Raw genomic sequence first — 24425 nt, 5'->3', positions numbered from 1 at the left:
TGTCGCTCGGGGACGCGGCGCGGGCGCACGAGCGGCTGGAACGGGGCGGGCTGCGGGGGCGGCTGGTGCTGGTGCCCTGACCGGGCACCGGGCACCGGGCACCCGCCTACCTTCTTGGTTCAGAGGTTCGAGGCCGCCTCGCGCAGGCGCTTCTTGTCCGGCTTGCCGACGGAGGTCAGCGGGATCGCGTCGACCACGTGCAGGGCTTCGGGGGCGTAGATGCGGCCCTTTTTGGCGGTGACGAAGGCGCGGACCTCGTCCAGCTGCGGCTGCTGCCCCTGGGCGGGGACGACGGCGACGTGGACGTGCTCGGCCTGCTGGTCGTCGCGGACGCCGTAGACGGCGCACTGGGCGATGGCCGGGTGGGTGAGCAGCAGGTCCTCGACCTCGGTGGGGTAGACGTGGCCGCCGACGACGATGATCAGGTCCTTGAGGCGGTCGGCGAGGTAGAGGTAGCCGTCCGCGTCGAGGTAGCCGATGTCGCCGGTGTTCAGCCAACCTCCCTGCAGCACCTGCGCGGTGAGCTCGGGCTGCTTCCAGTACCCGGCCATCAGGGTGGCCGAGCGGACGTGGATCTGGCCCTGTTCGCCCCTCGGCAGGTCGGTGCCGACGGCGGAGCGGATCGCCACCTCGACGCCGGGCAGGGGGCGTCCCACCGAGAGCTGGCCGCCGTGGCCGATGCGGTCGTGCTCGTGGGGGCCGAGGATCGCGATGTTCTGCGCCTCGGACATGCCGTAGCCGCTCACCAGGACCGGGCCGAACGCCTGGAGGGCCTCGCGGATCCGGGTCGGGGCGGCTGCGCAGCCGCCGTAGGAGATCCGGCGCAGGCTGGACAGGTCGGTCTGGGCGAGGGCGGGGTGGTCGAGGAGCTGGTAGAGCAGTGGGGGCAGCACCCACAGGTCGGTGATGCGTTCGCGTTCGATGGCGGCGAGGACCTGGCCGGGGTCGAAGGAGCGGTGCAGGACGACGGAGCCGCCGTGGTGGAGCGTCAGGTCGGACAGGACGCCGGCGAGGTGGGCGAGCGAGGTGGCGGCGAGCAGGCGCGCCTGTTCGCCGGCGGGGCGGGGGTCGGCGAAGGGGGCGTCGAAGGCGCTGCGGTAGGGGCCGTGCAGGCTCAGGATGCCCTTGGGGATGCCGGTGGTGCCGCCGGTGTGGCGGATGCCGATGTGGTCCTCGGGGCCGATGGGTACGGCGGGCTCGGTGGCGGGGCGGTGGGCGGAGGCGGCGATCACGTCCTGGCCGATGCCGGTGGGACCGGTGCCGTCCGTACGGTCGGTGCCGTCGGGCCCGGGGCCGAGGGTGAGGACGGTCGGCACGTCGATCAGCGGGAGCAACTCGGCGGCGTGCGCGTAGCGTTCGGCGTCCACCAGCAGGACGGTGGTGTCCACGCTGGCCGTGATCTCGGCCAGGACCGGGGCGCTCATCCCGTCGTACAGGTTGACCACCCGCGCGCCCGCCAGGCCCGCGGCGTAGCGGGCGCTGAGCGCCTCGGGGGTGTTGCCGGTGAGCAGCGTGACGGTCGAGCCGCGGCTGATGCCCCGGGCCAGGAGCTCGTGGGCGAGGCGGTAGGTGGCGGCGGCGAAGTCGCCGGCGGTGATCTCGACGCCGTCGGCGGTGGTGATGGCCCGCCGGTCGGGCCGGGAGGCCAGGGAGCGCAGGATCAAGGCGGGTGCGCTGACGAACTCCCGGTCGGTCGTGGCCACTTCTTGTGCGGAGGGGGCAACCATGTTCCCACCCTAGCCGGAGCCGGTGGCCGCCCACCGGCTGGTCCGGGCCGGCGGTCGAACGGGAAACCGTGGTGCGGCGGGCGGGCGGTTTCGGCACACTGTCCCGGATGATCACCGACTACTGGCCGCTGAAGGGCCTGCGCGTCACCACGCCCCGCCTGGAACTGCGCCTGCCCACCGAGGACGAACTGGGCGAGGTCGCGGACCTCGCCGCCCGTGGCATCCACCTGCCGACCCAGCGCCCCTTCCTCACCCCCTGGGGAACACTGCCGCCCGCCGAACGCGCCCGGCACGTCCTGCAGATGCACTGGCACCGGATGGGGCGCTGGACGGCGCAGCACTGGGCGCTGGACCTGGTGGCCTTCCACCAGGGACATCCGGTGGGCGTGCAGGACATGCGGGCCAAGGAGTTCACGGTGCGGCGCGAGATCTCCTCCGGCTCGTGGGTCGGCCTGGAGCACCAGGGCCAGGGCTTCGGCACCGAGATGCGCGCCGCGATGCTCCAGCTGGCCTTCGCGGAGCTGGGCGCGGTCTCGGCGACATCGGTGTCCTTCACCGACAACCACTCCTCCCTCGCCGTCTCCCGCAAGCTCGGCTACCGCCCCGACGGCATCGACCGCGACACCCTCGACGGCCACGTCGTGGAGTCCCAGCGCCTGCGCCTGTCCCGCGACCACTGGCAGGGCCCACCCGTCCCGGTCACCGTCACCGGCCTCACCCCCACCTGCCTCACCCTCTTCGGCGCCACCACCCCCGCCTCGCCGGATCGGTAGGCCCGCGCACAGGAAGTCGGCCACGCGGGCGAGTCCGCGGGAGGAGCGGCTTCCAACGCCCCGGGCCCGCAACTCCCCTGTGCGCAGGAAGTCGGGCCGGCCGACTTCTCGTGCGTAGGCGCCGAGGGCCGGTCCACGGGGATGGTACGCCGCCACGTCCGGGGGCGGTGGCAGCGCTGTGGGGGGCGAGTCGGGTGGGTCGGGTTGCTGGGGGGGGTGTGGCGTCAGGTGGTGAGGGCTTGGGGCAGGGTGTCCAGGGAGTGCAGGACGTGGATGCCCTGGGCGACGGGGGTGTTGGTGGCGGCGCGGTCGAGCCAGAAGGCGTGGAGACCGGCGTTGCGGGCGCCTTCGGCGTCGAGGGTGTACTTGTCGCCGACGTAGGCGACTTCGTGTGGGGGCAGGCCCAGGGCGGCGCAGCCGGCGTGGAAGATGCCGGGGGCGGGTTTGGCTTCGCCGTGTTGGTCGGAGCAGACGAGGACGTCGCCGAGGTGGTCGAGCAGGCCGATGGTGCGCAGTTTGTGGCGTTGGTGGTCGGTGTCGGAGTTGGAGACGATGCCGAGCCGGTAGTGGGGGGCGAGTTGCCGCAGGGTCGGCTTCGCGTCGGGGAAGGCGGTCCAGGCGGCGTCGCGGTGGGCGGCGTAACCGGCGAACCAGGTGGCGGCCTGTTCGTCGCTCAGGTGCTCGGCGCCGTCCTCGCCGAGTTGGGCGAGGAACTGGCGGGTGCGTTCGTACTGCTGGCCGCGCAGGGTGAGTTCCCGGGCGAGGTAGCGGGCGTACTGGACCTCCATGACGCTGCGCCACAGGGTCAGCGCCGCCTGTGGGGAGGGGAAGCGCTGCAGCAGGCCGATGTCGCGCAGGTGGGCGATGATGCCGGCTTCCTCCGAGCCCGAGTAGTCGAACAAGGTGTCGTCGACGTCGAAGAGCACGCCCCTGATCGGCATGAACCGTCCTTTCCGTTTCACTGCGGTGCGCTGCGGTGTGCTGCGCTGCGGTAGGGACCCTACGTGTCGGCGTTGCGGGCACCGGAGGCGAGACGGTGGGCGAGTGCGGTGACGAGTTCGCGCAGTTCGTCAGGGCGGTCGATGGTGAACGGCCGGTCGAGTGCGGCGAGTAGCGGGGGCAGCCAGTCGAGGCGTTGGGCCCGCAGTTCGACGCGCAGCCAGCGCTCGGCCGCCTGGTCCTGGTCCTGGCCGGTCGCGGGTTCGTGTTCCGCGAGCTCGGCGACGGCGGCGGGCAGGTGGGTGCGGACGTGTTCGGGCGTGGCGTGGATGCGCAGGCTCACCCGGTGGCGGTAGTCGGCGGTGGCGAAGCCGGTGAGTACGCGCTGGGCGGGATCGGGGCCGGCGGGTTCGTCGAAGGTGCCGGGCAGGACTCTGGCGTCGGTGACGCGGTCGAGCCGGAAGGTCCGCGCTTCGTCGATCCGGGTGTCCGTGCCGGTGACGTACCAGCGGCCGCCGTGGGCGACGATCCCGTGGGGGTGCAGGGTGCGTTCGCTGGGCCGACCGTCGCGGTCGGTGTAACGGATGGCGAGGGGGCGGTGATGGCGTACCGCGTCGGCGACGGTGAGCAGGACCGCGCCGTCGGGCGTGTCGGGGGTGGCAGGGGCGCCGGGGGTGTCGGGCTGGTCGGTGTGGGCGAGGGTTTCCAGGAGGGCGTCGAGGCGGCGGGCGGTGGGCCGGGGCAGGACCCGGCGGATCTTCGCCGTCGCCGTCTCGTTGGCGGTGCGCTGGGTGGGTGTCAGTGCGGTGCGGCGGGCGGTGAGCAGGCCGAGCAGGACGGCCAGCGCCTCGTCGTCGCCGAGCATGAGCGGGGGCAGGCGGTAGCCGGGGGCGAGACGGTAGCCGCCGTAGCGCCCGCGCACCGATTCCACGGGCACGTCCAGCTCGATCAGCCGGTCCACGTAGCGGCGCACGGTGCGTCCTTGGACGCCGAGGCGGTCGGCGAGTTCGGCCACGGTCCGGGTGCCGCCCGACTGGAGCAGTTCCAGGAGCGTCAGCACGCGTGCGGTGGGTCGGGGCATGCGGACAAGCTACCTCCGATAGGGGACCGGTTCTGTCCGGTATTGCTCCTAGCCTGCGTTGCGCAACGTCTTCAGCACGTACGACCAGGGAGATTCCATGGACTTCGTCTCGATCCGCATCATCACCGGCGACGTCGCCCGCCTCGTCGGGTTCTACGAGCGGGCCACGGGCGCGCGGGCGGTGTGGGCCACCGAGGACTTCGCCGAACTGCGCACCGCGGGCGCGACCCTGGCCATCGCCGCCACCCGCACCGTCGCACTGTTCGCCCCGGGCTCCGCCCACCCGGCGGACAACCGCAGTGTGATCACCGAGTTCCTGGTCGACGACGTGGACCGCGTGGCCGAGGACCTGGCGGGTTTCGTCACCGACGTCGTCGCCGGGCCGACCACGATGCCCTGGGGCAACCGGTCGCTGCTGGTGCGCGACCCCGACGGCAACCTGGTCAACTTCTTCACGCCCGTCACCGCGGCGGCCGTGGCGAGGTTGGCGCGCTGACGCCGCCGCGGGCCACGGGCCTGCGGCGGCAGGCCGCAGGCCTCAAGCGGACGCGGGGGCGGGGGCCGGGGCGGGGGCCGCCGCGAGGAGGGCGTCCAGCAGGCCCGGGAAGCGGGCGTCCAAGTCCGTGCGGCGCAGGCTGACGAAGCGGTTGCGGCCGGCGACGCGGGTGGTGGTGACGCCGGCCTCGCGCAGGACGCGCATGTGGTGGGAGACGGTCGACTTGTGCAGGTGGTCCAGGCCCAGGTCGCGGGGGGCGCAGGAGTGCTCGGCGCCGTCGGCGTAGCTGAGCAGCAGGCGCATGCGGACGGGGTCGCCGAGGGCGTGCAGGACCGTGACGAGGTCGATGTCGGCGGTGGCGGGCTGGGGCAGCCGCTCATCCTCGGTCACGGGCACGGTGGTCATGGGCGCGGTGGTCACGGGCTGGCTCCGGTCCTCGGGGGTACGACGGCGGTGAATGGTTTGACAATCATCCACCAATCCTCGATTGTTTGGCGAGCATCAAACCGTTGCATGGTCGTCCAACAATAGCCTCGGGGGGCTTTCCCGTGCCCGTACGCCTGCTCCTGCTCGCCCTCGGCACCTTCGCCATGGGCACCGACTCGATGGTCGTGGCCGGCATCCTCGGCCCGATCTCCGCCGACCTGGGTGTGTCGGTGGGCGCCGCCGGCCAGCTGGTCACCGTCTTCGCGCTCGGCTACGCCCTGCTGGCCCCGCCACTGGCCGCCGCCACCGCCCGTTGGCCGCGCCGGCGCCTGCTGCTGACCGCGCTCGCCGTCTTCAGCGCCGCCAACGCGCTCAGCGCCCTCGCCCCCGGCTACGAACTGCTGCTGGCCACCCGGGTGCTGGCCGCAGCCGGCGCCGCCCTCTACACCCCCACCGCCAACGCGGTCGCCACCACCCTGGTCGCCCCCGAGCGGCGCGGACGGGCGATCGCCACCGTGCTCGGCGGCATGACCGTCGCCACCGCGCTCGGCGTACCGCTGGGCACCTGGGTCGGACGCGCCGACTGGCGGCTGACGATGTGGCTGGTCACCGCGCTCGGCCTGGCCGCGCTCGCCGGACTCGCCGCCCTGCTGCGCGGCCTGCCCGCCCCCGCCGCCGCCCCCACCCTCAGCGCCCGCCTCGCCCCGCTGGGCCGGCGCCAGGTCCTCGGCGCGGCCGCCACCACGCTCGCCTTCTTCCTCGCCTTCCAGAGCGTCTACATCTACCTCGCCACCGCCGTCCACGGCGCCACCGGCGGCAGCGCCGACCGGCTGAGCCTCATCCTGCTCACCACCGGCGTGATGTCGGTGGCCGGTAGCTGGCTGGGCGGGCGCCTGGTCGACCGCGCCGGGGTGCGCACCGTGCTGCTGGCCGGCTCCGCCGTCGCCGCCGGCGCCTTCGCCGCCCTGCCGTGGCTGGGGCGCGGCATGCCGGGGGCGCTGGCGTACTCGGTGGTGGTGCCGCTGGCCGGGTGGGCGGTGTCGGTCGCGCTGCCGCACCGGCTGGCCTCCATCGACCCGGCGAACGCGCCGCTGCTGATCTCGCTGAACAGCAGCGCCCTGTACCTGGGCACGGCGGCCGGCGGGGTGGCGGGGTCGGCATCGATCGCGCTGCTGGGCGAGCGGTGGTTCCCGCTGGCAGCGGCGGTGCTGGCACTGGTGGCGTGCGCGATCGCCGCGGCCACCACCCGCGACCAGCGCGCGCACGCCCCGGCCCACGCGGCCCCTGCGGCGGAGGCACCTGCCCCGGTGGCGGCGGGGGCGCCGACTGCGGCGGAGGCACCGGCCGCGATGGCGTCGGCGGCGGTGACGCGCGGGCAAGAAGCCGTACGCGCCTGAGGAACCGTACGCCAGAGCGGGCCCGGCATCGTCGACAGCGATCGCCGCGCCGGACACCCGCTGACCGGCATCGACCCCGGCACCCGCCCGACCGGCTGGCACCGGCACGCGGCCGTCCGCTCGGGGGCGGGCCGAACGCCGTCCACCCAGGAGGCCCGTACGGGGGTCGGGCCCCCGCGCCGCCGGTGCCCCGGCCACCTCGAAGAGACGGCCGGGGCACCGGACGTGCGTCAGGCTCCGAGTACCTCGCCGACCAGGGCGCGGGCTTCCTGCTGCACCCGCGTCAGGTGCTCCTGGCCCAGGAACGACTCGGCGTAGATCTTGTACACGTCCTCGGTGCCCGAGGGCCGGGCCGCGAACCAGGCGTTGTCGGTGCACACCTTCAGGCCGCCGATGGCCGCCCCGTTGCCGGGCGCGTGGGAGAGCACCGCGGTGATCTTCTCCCCCGCCAGCTCCCCGGCCGTGACCTGCTCCGGCGACAGGCGGGCCAGGCGGGCCTTCTGGTCGCGGTCGGCGGGGGCGTCCAGGCGGGCGTAGGCGGGGGCGCCGTGACGGGCGGTCAGGTCACGGTAGTAGGCGCTGGGGGTGGTGCCGGTGACGGCGGTGATCTCCGAGGCGAGCAGCGCCAGCAGGATGCCGTCCTTGTCGGTGCTCCACACCCCGCCGTCGCGGCGCAGGAAGGAGGCGCCGGCGCTCTCCTCGCCGCCGAAGGCGATCGAGCCCTCCAACAGGCCGTCGACGAACCACTTGAAGCCGACCGGAACCTCCACCAGCGCGCGGCGCAGGTCGGCGGCGACCCGGTCCAGCATCGAGGAGGACACCAGCGTCTTGCCCACCGCCGCGTCAGCGGGCCAGTCGGCACGGTGCCGGTAGAGGTAGTCGACGGCCACCGCCAGGTAGTGGTTGGGGTTCATCAAGCCACCGTCCGGGGTGACGATGCCGTGCCGGTCGGCGTCCGCGTCGTTGCCCGTGGCGATCGCGTACTCGTCCTTGCGGCCGATGAGGGAGGCCATCGCGGCCGGCGAGGAGCAGTCCATGCGGATCTTGCCGTCCCAGTCCAGCGTCATGAACCGCCACGTCGGATCGGTCACCGGGTTGACCACCGTCAGATCCAGGCGGTGGGACTCCGCGATCCGCCCCCAGTAGGCCACCGACGCCCCGCCCAGCGGGTCCGCACCGATGCGCAACCCCGCCTCCCGCACCGCGTCCAGGTCCACCACCGAGGGCAGATCCTCCACATAGGCGCCCAGGAAGTCGTGTCGCCCGGTGGTGGCGGCGGCCAGCGCCCGCGCGTACGGGACCTTCTTGACCCCGCGCAGGCCCTCGCGGATCAGCTCGTTCGCCCGGTCCTGGATCCAGCCGGTCGCCTCGGAACCCGCCGGCCCCCCACTGGGCGGGTTGTACTTGAAACCGCCGTCACGCGGCGGATTGTGCGAGGGCGTCACCACGATGCCGTCCGCCAGCGCCTGCGGACTGCGCCGATTGTGCACCAGGATCGCGTGCGAGACCGCCGGAGTGGGCGTGTAGCCGTCGGCGGCGTCGATCAGCACCTGCACGCCGTTGGCGGCCAGCACCTCCAGCGCCGTCGCCTTGGCCGGCTCGGACAGCGCGTGGGTGTCCGCACCCAGGAACAACGGGCCTGCCACCTTCTGCCCGGCCCGGTACTCGCAGATCGCCTGCGTCGTCGCGGCGATGTGATCCTCGTTGAACGCCGCGTCCAGCGAGGAACCCCGGTGCCCCGAGGTCCCGAACGCCACCCGCTGCGCCACCTCCTGCGGATCCGGGCGCAGCGCGTAGTACGCCGTCACCAGCCGTGCCACGTCCACCAGGTCCCCGGGCTGTGCCGGCTGCCCGGCTCGTGCGTGTGCCATCCGTCCACTCCCGCCGAATTCCCGACAAGCGCGAGGGCCTCTCCGCCCCGCGCTCACCGATCGTAGCCAGAACGCGACCGTGCCCCGAACAGCTCGGGCCGGCCCGGGGCACCACTCGCATCAGCGTCGGGCGGCCTCCGGCGCACGGCGTGCGGCACGCGGCACGCGGCACGCGGCTTACCGCTTACGGCCTGCGGCGGCTTGCGGCCTCGGGTTCAGGCGGCCAGCTGCTGGCGGTAGGCCTCCAGCGCCGGGGCGGTGACGGTGGCCAGGAACTCCGTCACCCGGTAGCGGGTCAGCCCCAGGCGCACGAAGGGGTCGGTGGCCACCAGCGCCTCGATCTCGGCCCGGTCCTGCCCCACCGCCAGGATCACCCCGCCATCACGCGGCACCTTGCGCCCCGACGCCAGGAAGGTGCCGGCCGCGTAGTGGGACTCAAGCCACCGCACGTGCTGCGCCAGCGCTTCGTCGATCCGCTCCAACTCGGCGGTGTAGGTCAACTCCAGGATGAACATGCGGTCAGGCTATCCCCGTGTTCGCCTGCCATCCGGACCGGGGCCGCCGCCAGGGCTTCACCGCGACGCGCTCACCCGCTGAGAGGCCCACCAGGTCGAAGGCGCCGCGGCGGTGTAGCCCAGCGACTCGTACAGCGGCCTGCCCAGCTTCGAAGCGGTGAGGGTTGCCGGCAGGTGCGCCAGGTCCGCGAGGGAGGCGAGCATGACCGCCCGACCCACCCCGCGCGAGCGGAAGGCCGGCGAGGTACCGACCCAGAAGTGACCGATCACGTCCTCGTGCACCGCCCTGACGCACGCCCCCGCAGCCACACCGTCGTACGAGGCGACGAACACATCCACGCCCGGTTGCCCGATCAGCGCCATCGGGAACAACTCACCGCCGCGGTAGGGCTCGAACGCGGTCAGCTCGAAACCCTCGATCACCACCCGCTCGGCCGCCTGCAGATCCTCGCTGCGCCGTACCCGGACCACCTGCAGCGCCGCTTCGCCCGCCGCTTCACCCACGGGCCCGGGCGCGCGCACCATGATCGGCATCTGCCAGTTGCGCATGCCCAGGTGGCTCAGGTCGGTGGCGTTGAACGGATCCTCGGCGTTCACCGGGCCCACGGCCCGGCGGGCCAGCTCGCTCAACTCGGCCACCTCGCCCGCATCGAGGCCGGGCTCCTGGATCAGGATCCGCACGCCCGCGCGCTCGTCGCCGTCGACCGCGACGAATCCGCGGCGCCGGATCACCTCGTGCCCCCGGCTTCGGCCGATCGCGCTCCAGAACGCGGCCGAGCCGCGGGCCTGACGCATCGCCGCCGCGGCCGAGGAAGGGGAGATGGAGACAGACCGGTCGCCGGTCGTGGTGGATCCCGTTGTCATGCTGCCTACGGTAGTGCGGAATTGACCCGGCGCCTGGGCCAATTCCCGTACGGTCCACTGGGCCACCTCGGGGCCTGGCTGTCCCCGGGGCGCCGACAGCTGCGTGTCCGTGCCGGGCCGCGGCGGTCAGCCGGAACGGACCGCGAGCAGCCGCCGACAAGAAACGTGAAACACCGGCGCTGGTAACGGCGACGTGCTGCGCCGGCACTTCCTCGATCCGCTCCAGCCGGCGCGGTGCAGATCAGCTCCAGAGTCAACTACCCGGCCCTGAAGGACCGGGCTTGAGGTTGACCATGTGCCCGATGAGTCGCCCCACCGGTGGTCACCTCGTCCTGCGCGGCGTTCTACGCCGTGCTGGGGCGATTGACTGCGCCCCGCTGCCACGCATCAGCCGCGCGGTGGCGGATGTTGCGGGAGCCGTTGATGTCCGCGTGCATGGTCATGCCGCAGGCGCGGCACGCGAACGTCGCTTGATCCACTCGGTTGGTCTTGTGGGTGTGCCAGCACGCGGAGCACTGCCGGGAGGTGTTGCGGGGGTCCACGTGGACCACCGCGACACCGGCGCGTTCGGCCTTGTACTGGACGAACGCGCCGAGTTGCGCGAAGGCCCACGAGTGGAGTCGGTACCGCTGGTCGTGCTTGGCCTTGACCCTCTCGCGGATGCCCGTCAGGTCTTCCACGGCGATCCCGCGCGAGGTGCGTTCAGCGGTCTGTACGAGAGTCTTGGAGATGCAGTGGTTGGTATCGGTCGCGAAGCGCTGCTCACGGCGCTTGATCGCCTTCAACCGGCGCTTGGCGTTCTTGGTCTTCTTCGCCTGCAACTTCGCCGTCAGGGCGCGCATCCGCTTGCGGTGGCGCTCCAGCCTGCGCCCGGACAACACCTGTCCGTCGCTGGTGGTGGCGATGTTGACGATCCCGAGATCCACCCCGAGCCAATCCGTCGGCTCGGCCACGGGCGGCGCGGGAATGTCGCAGGTCGCGAACAGGTACCAGGACCCGTCACGGAACACCAGGTCCGATTCACCCTGCCGGCGGTCGGCGATCAGCTTCGCCGCCGCCTCGGAACACACGAACCCGATGCCCTTCAAACGTCCGGCGGTCGTCCAGATCGACACGGTGCGGGCGTCCGGCTGCCAGCTGAGACACCGATCATCGAATGCCTGCGCCGCGTCCTCACGGAAGACGACCGGCTTCGACTCGGCCTTGTTCCGGCGCTTCGACCCCTTCGGGCCGAGGTTCCCGGCACGGATGTTGGCCTTCAACGTCGCGTAGGCGTCACAGACCTTCTTGATCGTCAGAACAATCGGCTGAGCCGACAGATCCGACGTGTCTTTCATGTCCCGGTAGACCCGGTGGTGAAGACCGACACGACGCTTCTCGCCTGTGGCGAAAGCCACCTCGGAGATGCGATTCGCGGCCCGGTTGCACGCGCGCAGCGTGGCAGCCAGAGCGTCGGCCTGATAGGCCGACGGCTCCAGCTTGACCCGGACAACGATCTTCATGCGGGAGACATTACTTCATGCAGAGCTTGATCAAATCCCCTGCCGAGCAGCGGTTCGCCTTGACGGCGAATCGCTGCAACCTGTCCCGCTACACAGGCGATCCAATTCCTCCCCGGCCTGAAGGCCGGGGTTTCCTTGGAGGTATCAGATGAACACGCCGTCAGCCGGCGCCGCCGGGGACCGGTCTGCGGCAGGGGTGGGCGAGGACGGATTCGAACCGCCACAGCCGAAGCGGGGGCTTTACAGGCCCTTGGGCTCTCCCATGCCCAGCTCACCCTCGCCGTCGCCCTCGGGGAGCGTCAACACCATTGCTCCACACAGATCTTGCGCGACACCACCGGCCCGCCGAGGGCAGGGCGGCGCGGCGGCTCAGCGCGTCCGGGGCCCGGCGGCGCCGGCGCAGGTACCACAGCGGGGGCGGCGATAGCCACGGCCACGGGCGGCTCGGGCTGCTGTGCCGTTCATGGCGCACTCCCTCCTTCGCTGCGCTGCGGTGGTACGGCGTTCTGTGCGCGACCACTCTTGCGCAACGCGCCCCGGGGGTGCAACGGGTTTTTCCGGCCCCGGCCCGGGAGGATGCCGACCCCAATCCTGCCAGGTCAGGCAAGGGTTGCGGTAGGACGCAGCCCACCCTTTCTTCGCCTTGCCGCACCCCGCGTCCGCGCCGCACACTCGTGCAACACCCCACTCCCCCTCTCTCGCGGCCCACGCGCCGCCGCCCGCCTGTCCGGGCGGCGGCGCGCGAGCCGTCGCGCCCCGGCGCCGTCGCCAGGGGGGTGGGGGTGTGCACCACGAGAGCAACGACCAAGGGGGAAACGACACATGAACGTGCACATGGACCTGCTGCTTGCGGCACGGGTACGGCTGATGAGCCACAACGACCGGATCCTGACCGGCGAGGAGGGAATGCGGGCCTACCGGATCCTGTTCACGGTCAGCCCCCGCGCCTACGCCTACAAACTGGCCTACGTGCTGCGGGAGCTGAGCGAGAGTGGCGCGCGGGTGGCCCGCCTGCCCCAGGCCCGGCAGGCACTGCTGGAGGAGGCACAGGCCGCCAGCACCCTCATTCCCGCCGACGCCCCCGCCTACCAGCGCCACATGTGGGACCACACGATGGCGCAGCTGCGGGAGATCGAGCGCCGGCTCGGCCAGGCGGGTCAGTGACGCCCCCGCACGTGGACGAGGGTCTGGTACTGCGGGCCGGATGCACCTGCTGAGCTGCAACGACTGGAAGCTCTACGGGCCGGACGGCCGGTAGGCGACCGACGAGATGACTGCGGTACAACAACCCCGATGTGACGACCGATCGGAGATACCCTGATATGAGCAGGCCAGGACTGTCCCGCCGCGCCCTGATCACCGGCGTCGGCGCCGCCGTACTCGGGTGGAACACCACCACCCGCACCTGGGCCACCACACCGGACCCAGGCGTCGCCGAACTGCCCGCCCTGGACGGCACGGTGACCCTGAACGGCGAAGACCTGGAACGGTTCGCCGGCGACTTCGGACACCTGATCACCGCCGCACCCCGCGCCGTGGCACGCCCCACCTCCGTACGGGACGTGCAGCGCATCGTCGCATTCGCCCGGCACCACCGCATCCCGGTGGCCGTCAACGGACAGAGCGGCGACGCGGCGCTTCTCGGGCGCTCCGGACTCGAATCGCACTCCAGCTACGGTCAGGCCAACCCGCGCGGCGGCATCGCCATCGACGCCCGTGGCCTGGACACGATCGTCTCCGTCCGCCCCGGCGAGGCCGTGGTGCAAGCCGGCGCCACCTGGGCGCAGCTGACCGACGCCGCACTCGCCAAGGGCTGGATACCGCCAGCGCTGACGGACTACCTGCACCTGTCGGTGGGCGGGACACTGAGCGTGGGCGGCATCGGCGGCGCAGTGCAGCACCACGGCCTGCAAACCGACACGGTGCGCGAGCTGCAGGTGGTGACCGGCACCGGTGAACTGGTGACGGCCTCCCGGAAGAACAACCGGGAACTGTTCGAGGCGGTACTGGCCGGCGGCGGACAGGCGGGAATCATCGTGCAGGCGACCCTGGCACTGGTGCCGGCGCGCGAACGCTCCACCGTGTTCACCCTCGCCTACGACGACCTGGACACCTACCTCACCGACCAACAGAAGATCCTGGCCGACGGCCGCTTCGACCTGCAGGTCGGCAACGTGGTGCGCAGCTCGGACGGAAAGCGGTGGCGGTACGCCGCAGAACTGGTGGCCTACGGGGACACCGGACGCGCGGGGGAAAGCGAGGAGCTCCTGGCGGGGCTGAACCCGGTGGCAGGTGAGACGACGGTGGTGGAACAGAGCTGGCGCGAGTACGCGTTCCGGGTCGACGCCTTCGCCGCGTACCTGCGGACGGCGGGCTTCTGGGGCCTGCCCAAGCCATGGCTGAGCCTGTTCCTGCCCGCGTCCACGGCGGGAGTGTTCATGCGGGAAGCAGCCGACGTCCTGACCGCCGCGGACCTCGGCGCCGGACTGCTGCTGTTCTACCCCTACGCGCGCCACAAGATCACCACACCACTGGCAGTGCTGCCCACCGAGGAGGTGGGCTGGCACTTCGACCTGCTCGCCTTCCCCGCACCCGGCGCGGACACCACCCGGATGCTGGAACGCAACCGGCACCTGTACGAACGGGCCGTCGAGCTGGGCGGCAAACGCTACCTGATCGGCGCGATCCCCGGGATGGCCCGGGCGGACTGGATCCGCCACTACGGGCAGCAGTGGGAACGAGTGCGACGGGCCAAGCGGCGCTACGACCCGGCGGGAATCCTCACCCCGGGCCAGAACATCCACACCACCTGACCCCACGCGCGCTCGAAACCCCCACCCCCGACCCGCGCGGAACCCCGGCACCCGGTCCGCGGCCCAACGGTGCGCGCCGCACCGCGTGTCGGGGCGCCGGGTCCGCCTTTCCCGGGGCGGCCGCCCTGCCGGGCCGGCCGCTCAGGTGTACCGACGCTCAGGCGTGCCGACGCTCAGGCGTAGAGAGCGGCGGCGCGGCGGGCCGCCTCGGCCAGGCGGGCACGCAGTTCGGGTGGGTGGAGGACCTCGGCTTCCGGGCCCAGCCGCAGGAGTTCGAAGTAGCCGATCTCCCAGCTCTCCAGCGGCAGGGTCACGGTGATCCAGCCGTCGGCGTCCGCGGGACCGGCAGTGCCGAGGGCGTCGGCGGCGGCGACCGGCTCCAGCAACACGGCGAGGTGCTCAACGGCCAGCGGGCTCAGCCTCACCAAGGCGCGTTCGCGCAGCATGGCCCGGGTGAACTCCCGCGCCGCGGTGGCCCAGTAGTCGGCGAGATCGAAGTCCGGGTCACGCTCGAAACGTTCCTCGCCCGCCTCGGCACTCTCGAACCGGTCCACGCGATAGGAACGGATGCGCCCGCCGGGCCCGCGCGCCGCGACGTACCACTGCCCCGCCTTGAGCACCAGCCCGTACGGCTCCAGCCGCCGCTGCCGGGTGCCACCACCGCGCGCCGCGTAGCGGGCGTGCAGCACGCGTTCCTGCCACACCGCACGCGAGACCTCGGCGAGCAGCGGAGGAGCCTGGGTGTCACGGAACCAGGCGGGCGCGTCGAGATGGAAGCGCTGCGCGGCAGCCCCGGGAGCGTCCCCCAGCACGGCCGCGATCTTCACACGTGCGGCAAGGGCCTGCCCGGACAGGCCCATCTCACGCAACGGGCCCGGGAGCGCGGCCAGATGCAGAACCTCGGCCTCGGCGCGTTCGAGGCCGGTCAGCCGGCTACGGTAGCCATCGACGAGCCGATAACCCCCACCACGACCGCGCTCGGCATACACCGGCACCCCCGCCTCGATCAGCGCGGCGACATCACGCTGCACAGTACGTTCGGACACCTCCAGCTCGGCCGCGAGTTGCGCGGCGGTCATCGTGCGCCGATTCTGCAGGAGCAGCAACAACGCGATCGCCCGGCTCGCCCGCATCCCGCCCCCTCCGCCGCCGGCCGTCTCGCCCGCCGCCGTGTCCGTCCGCCTGCCGTACCCGGGCGGCGCCCGGTGCGCGGCCGGGACCCTCGAATCACGGCCGCACACCATTGTCGCCCCACACCGGAGCCCCACACCGAAAGCCCGGCGCCGGCACCGTACACCGGAGCCGTACGCCGGAGCCGCAGATCAGTGCCGCGGGTCCCGCAGGGCATCCGGAAGCGGCAGGCCGGGATCGCCGATCCGGTCGGGGTCGTGGGCGAACGCGGCCATCCAGTGCGGGCGCAGCCGGTAGTAGACGACGTCGTTGTCCCAGTCGAAGGCGTCATCGCCGTAGAAGTCGCGGAAGTAGGCGAGCAACTGCGGCCAGTCGGCGGCGGGTTCGGTGCCGTGCGGGTTGAGGACCTCCACGGTGCCGTGGGTGAACACGCCCAGCTCCTCCCCGCGCAGGTGGGCCGCACTGGCGGCTGGACGCTCAGCGAGATGGCGGGCCTTGGCGGAGGTGCGCGCGGTGCCGAAGTGCCATGCACCGTGCAGGAAATGCCCGTCCACGCCGCTGACGCGCGGCTCGCCCGTGGCGGTGACGGTGGACAGCGCGAGCGTGCACATGCCGGTGAGCACGCCGGTGAGCTGCCCGGCGCTGAGGGCGCGTTCACTGGTGATGATCGAGCGCAGGTGCGCGGTGGAGCGGGAGAGCGAGGTGTCGAGGAGGGCCTGGAGACGGTGGAGCTCGTCAGGTGTTTCGCGCATGGGGATCCTTGCCTTGTCGTAATCGTCCCAGCCGGCACCCACAACGTCATCACGTCACCACGGTGCCGGTCGGTATTCCCCACGGTCCCGGCGAAACCCGACACCTTCTGTCGTCTTTCCCGTCAGGGCCCTCGATCGTCCCGTCAGGGCGGTACCTCAACGTGCCAGGCGCCCCAGCAAGGCGGAGGCGGCGGCGATGCCGGCACCGGTGGCGGCGGCCAGGACGGCGAAATCCAGCGGCAGGTGGCAGGGGGTGCCGATCAGCAGGCCGCGCAGCGCGTCGACCTGGTAACTGAGCGGGTTGGCCTTGCTGACGGCCTGCAGCCAGCCCGGCATCAGGCCGAGCGGGTAGAGGGCGTTGGAGCCGAAGAACAGCGGCATGGTGATCGCCTGGCCGATACCCATCAGACGGTCGCGGGTCAGCACGATCCCGGCGATCGCCATCGAGAGGCAGGAGAAGAACGCCGAGCCGAGCAACACCACGGCCACCACGCCCGCCAGGCGCAACGGGTTCCAGGTCATCGCGACGCCCAGGACCGCGGCGATCAGCACCACGACCACCGCCTGCAGAACGGCCTTCACACCGGCGGCGAAGGCCTTGCCGGTGACCAGAGCGGCGCGCGGGGTCGGGGTGACCAACAGTTTGGTCAGGACCCCGGAGTCCCGCTCCCAGATGATCATGATGCCGTAGAAGATCGCGATGAACATCGCGGACTGGGCGATGATGCCCGGCGCGAGGTAGTCCAGGTAGGGGATGCCGCCGGTGGGGATCGCCTTGAGACGGGTGAAGGTCTCACCGAAGATCAGCAGCCACAGGGCGGGCTGGACGGCCCGGGTGTAGAGCTCGGTGCGGTCGTGCCGCAGCTTCTGCAGTTCCACCGCGCACATCGCGGCGATGCGGGCGGGAATCACACGCCAGCCGGTGCGGGCGCGCGGGGCCACCAGCAGCAGGTCCAACTCGGCTCCGCGGTCGGAGGGTTCAGCCGACGCGGTTGGCCGTTCGGCGGGTACGGCGGACATCACCGAAGTCTCCTTCCGTGGCGTCGGCCAGCTCACGGCCGGCGAAGTGACGGAACACGTCGTCCAGGGTCGGCTCAGCTTGGGCCGCACCGGCATCGGCTCCGGCTCCGGTGTCGGCTCCGGCTCCGGCGGCCTGGCGGACCCGGTCCTTGAGTTCGGCGGGAGTGCCCAGCGCCCGGATGCGGCCGCGGTCCATCAGGGCGATGCGGTCGCAGTGGCGGTCGGCTTCGTCCATGTAGTGGGTGGTGACCAGGACGGTCATGCCGGTGGCGTCGCGCACGGCGTCCACGCGTTCCCACACGCCGGTGCGGGCGATCGGGTCCAGGCCGATGGTGGGTTCGTCCAGGACCAGCAAGCGCGGGGCGCTGACCAGGGCCTGGGCGAGTTCGAGCCGGCGCACCATGCCGCCGGAGTAGGTGGCGGCCATCCGGTCGGCGGCCCCGGTCAGGTCGACGGCCGCCAGGGCCTGGGCCACGCGGCGGGTGCGTTCGGCGCGGGGGACGTCGAAGACCCGGGCGAACAGGGCCACGTTCTCGCGGCCGGTGAGCCCGGCGTCGGCGGACAGCTGCTGGGGCACGTAGCCGAGCAGACGCCGCACCTGCATCGGGCGGCGGGCGACGTCGTGACCGAAGACCCGCACCATGCCCGCACCGACCGGCAACAGGGTGGTGATCGCCCGGATCGCCGTGGTCTTGCCCGCCCCATTGGGGCCCAGCAGACCGAACACCTCACCGGCACGCACGGTCAGGTCGATACCGTCCACCGCCCGCGTCGCCTTCCCACGCCCGTGACGGAAGGTGTACTCCAGCCCCCGGCACACCACCGCATCCTCCCGGTCCATCACCGCTCCCCGTCCGGCAGGGCGCGCAGGCCCCCGGCGAGGTGGTGCAGCGCGGGGAGTGCGGTGGCCAGCGCCGCCTGCTCCTGCTCGGACAGGCCCGCCACCAGCTCACCCATCAGCACCCTGCGGCGCCGATGCCAGGCCTCGATCCGCTCCTCGGCCGCCACCGTCGCGTACAACAGCGCCGCCCGCCGATCACCGGGATCCACCTCGCGGCGCAGCAGGCCCTGCGCGACCAACTGGTTGACCAGGGTCGACACCGAGTTCCCGGCCAGACACAACTCCTCGGCGGCCTCGCGGACCCGCAGCCCCGGGCTGTCCATCACCAGACGCAGCAGTTCCACCTGCGCCCCGCGCAGCCTGGGCTGCTGACTCTGGTGACGCAGGCGACGCCGCAGCATGCGCTGGATACCGACCAGCAGAGCGGAGAACTCATCCGCGAGTGCGGCATCGATGTGGCGGGGAGCATGTGTCGTCACACCCCCAATTTTATCTCTCAGTAAGAGGTATCCGTCGAGAGTGCGGACCGGAATCCGCGGGCGCGGCGGGCCGAACAGGGCTGCGATGGGGCGCGGCGGCACGGGCACGGCATGCGGCCGGGCCACGGGCGAGGAACCGTCGACGCCGGGGCCGCCGACAAGCGGCGCACGGCAGGGGCTCAGGCGCTCTCCGCCCCGCTGCCGCCCGGGCCTCAGCGGTCGGCAGCGAAGCGCAGGGCGTCGCGGCCCCGTGCCGCGCCCTGCTTGATCCGCCGGCCATGCCCCGTCGGCCGTTCCTCGACGCTTGCGGGGGCCACCGGCACCGCACGGGAGGCCGTCAGCCCGCGGCTCGCGCTGCCGGCGGCACCGGGGGCGTCCGGTCGAGGGCGCCCAGCGGCATGAGCTTGGGCGCCTGGTGGTCGGCGAGGAAGTCGAGCAGGATCCGGTTGACCAGGTGGGGCTTCTCCAGCGGGGCGGTGTGGGAGGTGCCGGGCAGGACCGCGAACTGGGCGTTCGGGATGGCCGCGGCCATCGCCGCGCCATGACTGACCCGCACGCCGTCGTCGTCACCTTGCAGGACCAGGACGGGCATCTCCAGGGCGGTCAGGGCCGCCAGGCCGATGTCGGGCTCCTCGCGCCACATCGTCAGCCACTTGGCGAACACCACGGGGAAGTGGCCAGGACCGTCCGGAGACAGCGGTTCGTACTGCGGGCGGAACATCGCCTCCAGCCGCGCGGTGTCCCCGAGGATCGCCGCATCCGCCTCGGTGGCACCGTCACGGCTGACACCAGCGCTGATGAGGACGAGCTTGCGCACCAGGTCCGGACGGCGCAGCGCCAGGCGCAGGGCCACGGTGGCGCCGGCGCTCCAGCCGACGAGGTGAACGGGGCCGGTGGCGAGGGTTTCCAGCAGGGCGATGGTGTCACCGGCCATCAGGTCGGTGGTGACGGGGCCTTCGACGTCGGGGGTACGGCCGTGACCACGGCGTTCGGGGGCGTGGACCCGGAAGTGCTCGGCGAGCGCGGGAATCTGGGCGTACCAGCTGTCCGCGGTCACCCCGCCGCCGTGCAACAGCACCACCGGCTCGCCCTCACCACGGACCTCGCAGTAGGTACGCAACCCCTCGACCATCACATACTCACCCATGCCCACCCCTCATTTCCGTCGTCGACAGCGGCGAACCGGCCTGCCCGGCAGTCGAGTTCACCGTACTTGAGCAATGCTCAGGTCGATCATAGCCGGGCGACCTGAGCTAAGCTCAAGTCACTGGAATCCCCCGGCCGGAAGGACCGCGCCCACCCCATGGCACTGCACCGCGAGGACGTCGTACGCGCCGCACTCGACCTACTGGACGAAGTCGGCCTGGAACGACTGACCACCCGGGCACTGACCGACCGGCTCGGTGTCCAACGCGGCGCCCTGTATTGGCACGTACGCAGCAAACACGAGCTGCTCGGGGCGATGGCGGACACCGTCGTCGCGCGGGCGTTCACCGCGATCGACACGGGTGACGGCGAGGCGGCGGGATGGGCGGAACGCACGACGCGCTTCGCACACCGGCTACGGCAAGCACTACTCGCCCACCGCGACGGAGCGCGCCTGGTCTCCGGCCACCTCACCCCCGGAACCGGGACGCTGGAAACAGTCGAGGAAGGACTGGCCCGGATGCGCGCCGAAGGACTCACCCTGGCCCAGGCCGCCACGTTCGGACACGCGGTGACCAGCTACGTCATCGGTTTCGTCCTGCAGGAGCAGGCCGCACACACCGGACGGGCGAGGCAGGCCGGGGCCGGCGACAACGCCGCGGCGACGGTGGACCCGGAACGCTACCCCCACCTCGCCGAATGGCAGACCGGACAACCAGCCGACCCGGACCACGCGTTCACCGCCGGACTCGCCTTCCTCACCGCGGGACTGTCCGCCCAACTGCCCTGACGGCAGCGGCCAGACCGGGGCGGGGGCGGGGGCGTTCGGCCAACGACCGCGTGTTTCACGGGCACTGTCACGGGGCGAAACGGGCGGGAGACGGGCGCGCTCGTGCAGGCGTGGTGTGCGATCGGTGTTGCACAGGTGTCGAAGCGGGCGTGGCGAGGGCCGTCCCGTAGTAGCGTCGGGGGTGAAGTCGCGCATGGTGCGCGGACGTTGGCGAGGAGTGCCGCGGGACGGGGGCCGGGCTTGGGAAGGGGTGGTGGGTGTGGGACGAACACGCGTGACGGCGCGGGTGATCGTGCACCCCGGTGTGGAGGACGTCAGCGTCCAGCAGGTGCTGGAAGCCCTCGCCGACCCGGCGAGACGCTCAGTGGTACGCACACTGGCACACGCGGGCGCCGACCTGAGCTGCGGCTCCTTCGACCTGCCGGTCGGACGCTCCACCTCCAGCCACCACTTCTCCGTGCTCCGCGCGGCCGGGGTGCTGCGCCAGTACTACGTGGGAACCACCAAGATGAACACACTGCGCACCGAGGAACTGGAGCGACGCTTCCCCGGTCTGCTGACGGCGGTGGTCGCCGCCGCCGACGCCGAAGCGCAAGCCCAAGCCGCCCCCTGATCCGCCCGCCAGGCCTTCCGCTGGTACTCGGCGGTCCGGGTCAGTCGGTGACGGTCACGACGATCTTGCCGACCTGGGTGCCGGCCTCCAGATAGCGGTGGGCCTCGACGATGCTGTCGAGGCCCTCGAAGACGCGGTCGACGACGGGGACGAAAGTCGCATCCTTCAGACCCGCGGTGATGAACGCGTGGCCGCGGCGCAACCGCTCGGCGTCGCGGCTGACTTCGTGGATGGTGTAGAAGCGGCTGGTGATGGGGGCGAAGGTGGCCTGGCCGGGCATGGGGGTGTCGCGCGGGTCCAGGCGGCCGTAGACGATCAGGCGCCCGCCGGGGGTGATCGTCTCGGCGAGGGTGTTCACGCCGGGGCCGGCGACGGCGTCGAAGACGGTGCGCACGCCTTCGCCGCCCGTGATGTCCAGGACGCGGGCGGTCAGGTCCTCCTCGCCGGTGACGATCACATGGGCGGCGCCGGCCTCCAGGAGCCGGCGCGTCTTGGCTCGGGTGCGGGTGGTGGCGATCGGTACGGCACCGACGCGCCGGGCGATGCGGATCGCGGCCAGTCCCACGCTGGAGGCCGCGGCGGTGAGCAGCACGTGGTCGCCGGGGCGCAGGTGGCCGTCCTCGGCGAGGGCGCCGTAGGCGGTCAGGTAGGGCATCCAGGTGGCGGCGCCCTGGACGGCGCTCAGGTGCGCCGGGCGGTGGACGGCGGCGCGGGCGGGCACGATGGCGTGGGTGGCGTAAACGCCGTAGTCGTTCTGGGAGAAGGCGGGGATGGAGTCGACCGCGTCGCCGATGCTGAAGCCGCTGACGCCCTCACCGACGGCATCCACCGTCCCGGCCGCCTCGTAGCCGGGAGTGGCGAGCGGCTTCGGCTCCTCCAGGTAGTTGCCCGAGCGGAAGAGGGCCTCGGCACGGTTGAGGCCCAGGGCCTGGACCCTGATGCGCAGTTCTCCCGGCCCGGGCTCGGGCAGGGGCACCTCTCGCACGGTCATGACCTCCGGCGCGCCGGGAACGGTGAAGACGACTTTCCTGGGCATGGCGCTCTCCCCATCAATGGACGGTATGCGATGAGCCGGCGGGTGCGGTTCGAGTCCCACCCAAGCGCGGGCCGGACCGGCTGTCAAACTTCGACCAACATCGGAATATGGTTCTCGAAACGTGTGTTGTACGGAAGTTGAGGAACCGTCACCCCGCTCCTGACGAAACCCCGATCCGGGCGGGGCGTAGGGTGGTCGTCCGTGATCGAGGACGACGCGCTGCAGGAATGGGCCGGCACCCGCCGGTGGGTGGAGGGCGTGCTCGCGCCCGGTGAGCGGATCACCCGGGTACGGGCACTCCAGGGCGGCTGGACCTCGCAGATGCGCCGCCTGGACATCGAACCCTCCGACGACGGCGACGACGGCGACGGCGACGACGGCAGGGGCAGCGACGACGGCAGTGGCGGCGGGGGTTACACGCTGGTGCTGCGTTCCTTCGTCAAACCGTTCTACCGCCGGCACGCCCCGGCCATGCTGGAACGCGAAGCCGGCGTACTGCGCCTGCTCGAGGCCGGCGCCATCCCCGCGCCGCGGCTGCGCGCGGTGGACGCCACGGGCGCGCACTGCGACGACCCGTCGCTGGTGATGACCCATCTGCCCGGCAGCGTACGGGTGCACGAGGACGCCGACGTGGCGCGCCGCACCACCCTGCTGGCCGGGCAGCTGGCGACCCTGCACACCCTCGAGGTGCCCGAACAGGAACGTCCACGGCCCTGGCAGGCCTGGACCAGCCCCGAACGCGTACAGGTGCCCGCCGCCACCGAACGAGCGGGACTGTGGAAGCGGGCGGTGGAGCTGATCGACCGTGAAGCGCCCGCACACCACGCCTGCTTCCTGCACCGCGACTTCCACCCCGGCAACGTCCTGTTCACCGGCCACGGACCACAGCTGGCGATCAGCGGCGTCGTCGACTGGGTGGAGACCTCCTGGGGTCCGTCCGACCTGGACGTCGCCCACTGCAGCACCACGCTGGCCCTCCTCCACGGCGCACCCGCCGGCCTGGCCCTCGCCGACGCCTACGAGCAGGCCGGCGGCACCCTCACCGCCGACGGCCGGGACCACCTCTACTGGCGGCTGCTCGACGCCCTGGCGTTCGCCCCGGACGCGGAGAAGGTCGCCGTGCCCTGGCGCGAGCTGGGGCGCACCGACCTGAGCGCGCCGGTGCTGGCCGGACGCCTGGAGGACTACCTGCAGGCCCTGTTCGATCGCTACGCGTAGCCGGTACGGGCGCCGGGCAGCATCCCCCCGACCCGCCCCACCCAGGCGGCCAGAGCCACCGCCAGGTCCTTGGCAGTAGGATCGGCGACGTTGTCACCCGCACACCGCCGGTAGGAGGCTTTTCATGGCTCAGGTCACGCTGAAGGGGAACCCGATCGAGGTCGGCGGCGCGCTGCCCGCGACGGGCAGCCAGGCGCCGGCGTTCACGCTGGTCGGCGAGGGCCTCACGGACACCTCGCTGAAGGACTTCGCCGGACGGCGCAAGGTCCTCAACATCTTCCCCAGCATCGACACGCCCACCTGCGCCGCCTCCGTGCGCACCTTCAACGCCAAGGCCAGCGCGCTCGAGAACACCGTGGTCCTGTGCATCTCCGCCGACCTGCCCTTCGCCCAGGCACGGTTCTGCGGCGCGGAAGGCCTGGAGAACGTCAAGACCCTCTCCACCCTGCGCGGACGCGACTTCCACAACGACTACGGCGTCTCGATCGACAGCGGCCCGCTCGCCGGCCTCACCGCCCGCGCCGTGGTGGTCCTCGACGAGAACGACACCGTCCTGCACACCGAGCTCGTCGCCGAGATCGCCGAGGAGCCGAACTACGAGGCCGCCCTCGCCGCCCTCAACTGACGCACCCCACCAGCGACCCGCCCCACACCGCACACCGGTGTGGGGCGGGTCCGCGTTCTCCGGCTCCAACGCCGGGAGACCGCACACGCTCACCGATCCGCAGGATCCAGACGTCGCCGCGGACCGTCGTCACCACCGGCGGAGGGGCCCGGTCCTCGATCCGCAGCCACTCGATCGACCCCGTCCCCGGTCGGGACCAGTCGGCCGGGTCGACGGACCAGAGCACGACCTGCTTGCCGAGCGCCGCCGCCCGGGAGCGCGCCGATCGCGGTCCGGATCCTGCCGACGGCCCCGCGTCCAGCCGGCCGTACATTCCATGCCTGCCCCCGTGACGTCGGAGCTGCCGGATGGGCGACAGGCGGCCGGTGTG

The 24425-nt window shown here is 72.2% G+C and carries 24 protein-coding genes and 1 tRNA gene; 9 read left to right on the top strand and 16 right to left on the bottom strand.

Going from position 1 to position 24425, the window contains the following annotated elements:
* Nucleotides 1–119 precede the first annotated feature (119 nt).
* Nucleotides 120–1727, bottom strand: a complete 1608-nt coding sequence (locus tag O1G21_RS37325) for an AMP-binding protein (protein ID WP_270150099.1) — start codon at nt 1725–1727, stop codon at nt 120–122.
* Nucleotides 1728–1834: 107 nt separating this feature from the next.
* On the opposite strand from O1G21_RS37325, the gene O1G21_RS37320 reads away from it, so the two are divergent.
* On the top strand, nt 1835–2500 hold the full coding sequence (locus O1G21_RS37320; protein WP_270150098.1) for a GNAT family N-acetyltransferase: 666 nt from the start codon (nt 1835–1837) through the stop codon (nt 2498–2500).
* 224 nt (nt 2501–2724) lie between these two features.
* On the opposite strand, the gene O1G21_RS37315 is transcribed toward O1G21_RS37320, so the two are convergent.
* Together O1G21_RS37315 and O1G21_RS37310 are read right to left on the bottom strand one after the other, a co-directional pair.
* On the bottom strand, nt 2725–3441 hold the full coding sequence (locus O1G21_RS37315) for an HAD family hydrolase (protein ID WP_270150097.1): 717 nt from the start codon (nt 3439–3441) through the stop codon (nt 2725–2727).
* Nucleotides 3442–3500: 59 nt separating this feature from the next.
* Nucleotides 3501–4520, bottom strand: a complete 1020-nt coding sequence (locus tag O1G21_RS37310; protein WP_270150095.1) for a helix-turn-helix transcriptional regulator — start codon at nt 4518–4520, stop codon at nt 3501–3503.
* Nucleotides 4521–4617: 97 nt separating this feature from the next.
* Between O1G21_RS37310 and O1G21_RS37305 the strand changes: the two genes are divergently transcribed.
* Nucleotides 4618–5016 (top strand): VOC family protein, encoded by a 399-nt coding sequence (locus O1G21_RS37305; RefSeq protein WP_270150094.1) that lies wholly within the window; start codon nt 4618–4620, stop codon nt 5014–5016.
* A 42-nt stretch (nt 5017–5058) separates the two neighbouring features.
* On the opposite strand, the gene O1G21_RS37300 is transcribed toward O1G21_RS37305, so the two are convergent.
* Nucleotides 5059–5421 carry an ArsR/SmtB family transcription factor gene (locus O1G21_RS37300; RefSeq protein WP_270150092.1) on the bottom strand — a complete coding sequence of 121 codons (363 nt, stop codon included), beginning with the start codon at nt 5419–5421 and terminating at the stop codon, nt 5059–5061.
* 143 nt (nt 5422–5564) lie between these two features.
* Here O1G21_RS37300 and O1G21_RS37295 point away from each other — a divergent pair, with 143 nt between their 5' ends.
* Entirely contained in the window at nt 5565–6839 is a 1275-nt protein-coding gene (locus O1G21_RS37295; RefSeq protein ID WP_270150090.1) for an MFS transporter, read from the top strand.
* Nucleotides 6840–7069: 230 nt separating this feature from the next.
* Here O1G21_RS37295 and pgm read toward each other — a convergent pair whose 3' ends face one another.
* The 5 genes from pgm to O1G21_RS37270 all read right to left on the bottom strand — a co-directional run bounded on the left by pgm (nt 7070) and on the right by O1G21_RS37270 (nt 11868).
* Nucleotides 7070–8710, bottom strand: coding sequence for a phosphoglucomutase (alpha-D-glucose-1,6-bisphosphate-dependent) (gene pgm / locus O1G21_RS37290; protein ID WP_270150088.1), 1641 nt, complete (start codon nt 8708–8710; stop codon nt 7070–7072).
* A 215-nt stretch (nt 8711–8925) separates the two neighbouring features.
* Entirely contained in the window at nt 8926–9225 is a 300-nt protein-coding gene (locus O1G21_RS37285) for a YciI family protein (RefSeq protein ID WP_270150087.1), read from the bottom strand.
* A 57-nt stretch (nt 9226–9282) separates the two neighbouring features.
* On the bottom strand, nt 9283–10131 hold the full coding sequence (locus O1G21_RS37280) for a GNAT family N-acetyltransferase (RefSeq protein ID WP_270150085.1): 849 nt from the start codon (nt 10129–10131) through the stop codon (nt 9283–9285).
* A gap of 302 nt (nt 10132–10433) precedes the next feature.
* Nucleotides 10434–11591 (bottom strand): RNA-guided endonuclease InsQ/TnpB family protein, encoded by a 1158-nt coding sequence (locus O1G21_RS37275; protein WP_270150083.1) that lies wholly within the window; start codon nt 11589–11591, stop codon nt 10434–10436.
* 197 nt (nt 11592–11788) lie between these two features.
* A tRNA-Tyr gene (locus O1G21_RS37270) sits at nt 11789–11868 on the bottom strand.
* A gap of 545 nt (nt 11869–12413) precedes the next feature.
* Between O1G21_RS37270 and O1G21_RS37265 the strand changes: the two genes are divergently transcribed.
* Both O1G21_RS37265 and O1G21_RS37260 read left to right on the top strand, forming a co-directional pair.
* The gene (locus O1G21_RS37265; protein ID WP_270150081.1) at nt 12414–12755 is read left to right on the top strand and encodes a hypothetical protein; all 342 of its coding nucleotides are present in this window, start codon (nt 12414–12416) and stop codon (nt 12753–12755) included.
* 158 nt (nt 12756–12913) lie between these two features.
* Nucleotides 12914–14404, top strand: a complete 1491-nt coding sequence (locus O1G21_RS37260) for an FAD-binding protein (protein WP_270150078.1) — start codon at nt 12914–12916, stop codon at nt 14402–14404.
* Between the two features lie 173 nt (nt 14405–14577).
* Here O1G21_RS37260 and O1G21_RS37255 read toward each other — a convergent pair whose 3' ends face one another.
* From O1G21_RS37255 to O1G21_RS37230, 6 genes are all read right to left on the bottom strand, one after another.
* A complete protein-coding gene (locus tag O1G21_RS37255; RefSeq protein ID WP_270150076.1) occupies nt 14578–15537 on the bottom strand; it encodes a helix-turn-helix transcriptional regulator in 960 nt (319 codons plus the stop codon).
* Between the two features lie 189 nt (nt 15538–15726).
* Nucleotides 15727–16287 (bottom strand): pyridoxamine 5'-phosphate oxidase family protein, encoded by a 561-nt coding sequence (locus O1G21_RS37250; protein ID WP_270150073.1) that lies wholly within the window; start codon nt 16285–16287, stop codon nt 15727–15729.
* Nucleotides 16288–16443: 156 nt separating this feature from the next.
* Nucleotides 16444–17307: an ABC transporter permease gene (locus O1G21_RS37245; protein WP_270150070.1), complete on the bottom strand. Its 864-nt coding sequence runs from the start codon at nt 17305–17307 to the stop codon at nt 16444–16446.
* Complete coding sequence (locus O1G21_RS37240) at nt 17267–18148, bottom strand: ATP-binding cassette domain-containing protein (RefSeq protein ID WP_270150067.1); 882 nt, start codon at nt 18146–18148, stop codon at nt 17267–17269. Before O1G21_RS37240 ends, O1G21_RS37245 begins: the two co-directional genes overlap by 41 nt.
* Nucleotides 18148–18549 (bottom strand): MarR family winged helix-turn-helix transcriptional regulator, encoded by a 402-nt coding sequence (locus tag O1G21_RS37235; protein ID WP_270151467.1) that lies wholly within the window; start codon nt 18547–18549, stop codon nt 18148–18150. Before O1G21_RS37235 ends, O1G21_RS37240 begins: the two co-directional genes overlap by 1 nt.
* Before the next feature lie 415 nt (nt 18550–18964).
* Nucleotides 18965–19774 carry an alpha/beta fold hydrolase gene (locus O1G21_RS37230; RefSeq protein WP_270150065.1) on the bottom strand — a complete coding sequence of 270 codons (810 nt, stop codon included), beginning with the start codon at nt 19772–19774 and terminating at the stop codon, nt 18965–18967.
* Between the two features lie 156 nt (nt 19775–19930).
* Between O1G21_RS37230 and O1G21_RS37225 the strand changes: the two genes are divergently transcribed.
* Nucleotides 19931–20563 (top strand): TetR/AcrR family transcriptional regulator C-terminal domain-containing protein, encoded by a 633-nt coding sequence (locus O1G21_RS37225; RefSeq protein ID WP_270150062.1) that lies wholly within the window; start codon nt 19931–19933, stop codon nt 20561–20563.
* A gap of 259 nt (nt 20564–20822) precedes the next feature.
* Nucleotides 20823–21176 (top strand): ArsR/SmtB family transcription factor, encoded by a 354-nt coding sequence (locus O1G21_RS37220; RefSeq protein WP_270150059.1) that lies wholly within the window; start codon nt 20823–20825, stop codon nt 21174–21176.
* 40 nt (nt 21177–21216) lie between these two features.
* On the opposite strand, the gene O1G21_RS37215 is transcribed toward O1G21_RS37220, so the two are convergent.
* Nucleotides 21217–22212, bottom strand: coding sequence for a zinc-dependent alcohol dehydrogenase family protein (locus tag O1G21_RS37215; RefSeq protein ID WP_270150056.1), 996 nt, complete (start codon nt 22210–22212; stop codon nt 21217–21219).
* A gap of 159 nt (nt 22213–22371) precedes the next feature.
* On the opposite strand from O1G21_RS37215, the gene O1G21_RS37210 reads away from it, so the two are divergent.
* Both O1G21_RS37210 and tpx read left to right on the top strand, forming a co-directional pair.
* Entirely contained in the window at nt 22372–23430 is a 1059-nt protein-coding gene (locus tag O1G21_RS37210; protein ID WP_405000853.1) for a phosphotransferase family protein, read from the top strand.
* A gap of 124 nt (nt 23431–23554) precedes the next feature.
* Entirely contained in the window at nt 23555–24055 is a 501-nt protein-coding gene (gene tpx, locus O1G21_RS37205; RefSeq protein ID WP_270150051.1) for a thiol peroxidase, read from the top strand.
* The last annotated feature ends 370 nt before the right edge of the window (nt 24056–24425 follow it).

It is taken from the genome of Kitasatospora cathayae (assembly GCF_027627435.1).
GTDB lineage: Bacteria > Actinomycetota > Actinomycetes > Streptomycetales > Streptomycetaceae > Kitasatospora > Kitasatospora cathayae.
Note: the sequence above shows the minus strand (reverse complement) of the source record. Positions and strands in the feature narration are given on the sequence as shown.

What these genes read in the sequence shown, in the direction of transcription:
- O1G21_RS37325 (WP_270150099.1), bottom strand. Translation starts at nt 1,727, where the DNA reads ATGGTTGCCCCCTCCGCACAAGAAGTGGCCACGACCGACCGGGAGTTC.
- O1G21_RS37320 (WP_270150098.1), top strand. Translation starts at nt 1,835, where the DNA reads ATGATCACCGACTACTGGCCGCTGAAGGGCCTGCGCGTCACCACGCCC.
- O1G21_RS37315 (WP_270150097.1), bottom strand. Translation starts at nt 3,441, where the DNA reads ATGCCGATCAGGGGCGTGCTCTTCGACGTCGACGACACCTTGTTCGAC.
- O1G21_RS37310 (WP_270150095.1), bottom strand. Translation starts at nt 4,520, where the DNA reads ATGCCCCGACCCACCGCACGCGTGCTGACGCTCCTGGAACTGCTCCAG.
- O1G21_RS37305 (WP_270150094.1), top strand. Translation starts at nt 4,618, where the DNA reads ATGGACTTCGTCTCGATCCGCATCATCACCGGCGACGTCGCCCGCCTC.
- O1G21_RS37300 (WP_270150092.1), bottom strand. Translation starts at nt 5,421, where the DNA reads ATGACCACCGTGCCCGTGACCGAGGATGAGCGGCTGCCCCAGCCCGCC.
- pgm (WP_270150088.1), bottom strand. Translation starts at nt 8,710, where the DNA reads ATGGCACACGCACGAGCCGGGCAGCCGGCACAGCCCGGGGACCTGGTG.
- O1G21_RS37285 (WP_270150087.1), bottom strand. Translation starts at nt 9,225, where the DNA reads ATGTTCATCCTGGAGTTGACCTACACCGCCGAGTTGGAGCGGATCGAC.
- O1G21_RS37275 (WP_270150083.1), bottom strand. Translation starts at nt 11,591, where the DNA reads ATGAAGATCGTTGTCCGGGTCAAGCTGGAGCCGTCGGCCTATCAGGCC.
- O1G21_RS37265 (WP_270150081.1), top strand. Translation starts at nt 12,414, where the DNA reads ATGAACGTGCACATGGACCTGCTGCTTGCGGCACGGGTACGGCTGATG.
- O1G21_RS37260 (WP_270150078.1), top strand. Translation starts at nt 12,914, where the DNA reads ATGAGCAGGCCAGGACTGTCCCGCCGCGCCCTGATCACCGGCGTCGGC.
- O1G21_RS37255 (WP_270150076.1), bottom strand. Translation starts at nt 15,537, where the DNA reads ATGCGGGCGAGCCGGGCGATCGCGTTGTTGCTGCTCCTGCAGAATCGG.
- O1G21_RS37250 (WP_270150073.1), bottom strand. Translation starts at nt 16,287, where the DNA reads ATGCGCGAAACACCTGACGAGCTCCACCGTCTCCAGGCCCTCCTCGAC.
- O1G21_RS37245 (WP_270150070.1), bottom strand. Translation starts at nt 17,307, where the DNA reads ATGTCCGCCGTACCCGCCGAACGGCCAACCGCGTCGGCTGAACCCTCC.
- O1G21_RS37240 (WP_270150067.1), bottom strand. Translation starts at nt 18,148, where the DNA reads ATGGACCGGGAGGATGCGGTGGTGTGCCGGGGGCTGGAGTACACCTTC.
- O1G21_RS37235 (WP_270151467.1), bottom strand. Translation starts at nt 18,549, where the DNA reads ATGCTGCGGCGTCGCCTGCGTCACCAGAGTCAGCAGCCCAGGCTGCGC.
- O1G21_RS37230 (WP_270150065.1), bottom strand. Translation starts at nt 19,774, where the DNA reads ATGGGTGAGTATGTGATGGTCGAGGGGTTGCGTACCTACTGCGAGGTC.
- O1G21_RS37225 (WP_270150062.1), top strand. Translation starts at nt 19,931, where the DNA reads ATGGCACTGCACCGCGAGGACGTCGTACGCGCCGCACTCGACCTACTG.
- O1G21_RS37215 (WP_270150056.1), bottom strand. Translation starts at nt 22,212, where the DNA reads ATGCCCAGGAAAGTCGTCTTCACCGTTCCCGGCGCGCCGGAGGTCATG.
- tpx (WP_270150051.1), top strand. Translation starts at nt 23,555, where the DNA reads ATGGCTCAGGTCACGCTGAAGGGGAACCCGATCGAGGTCGGCGGCGCG.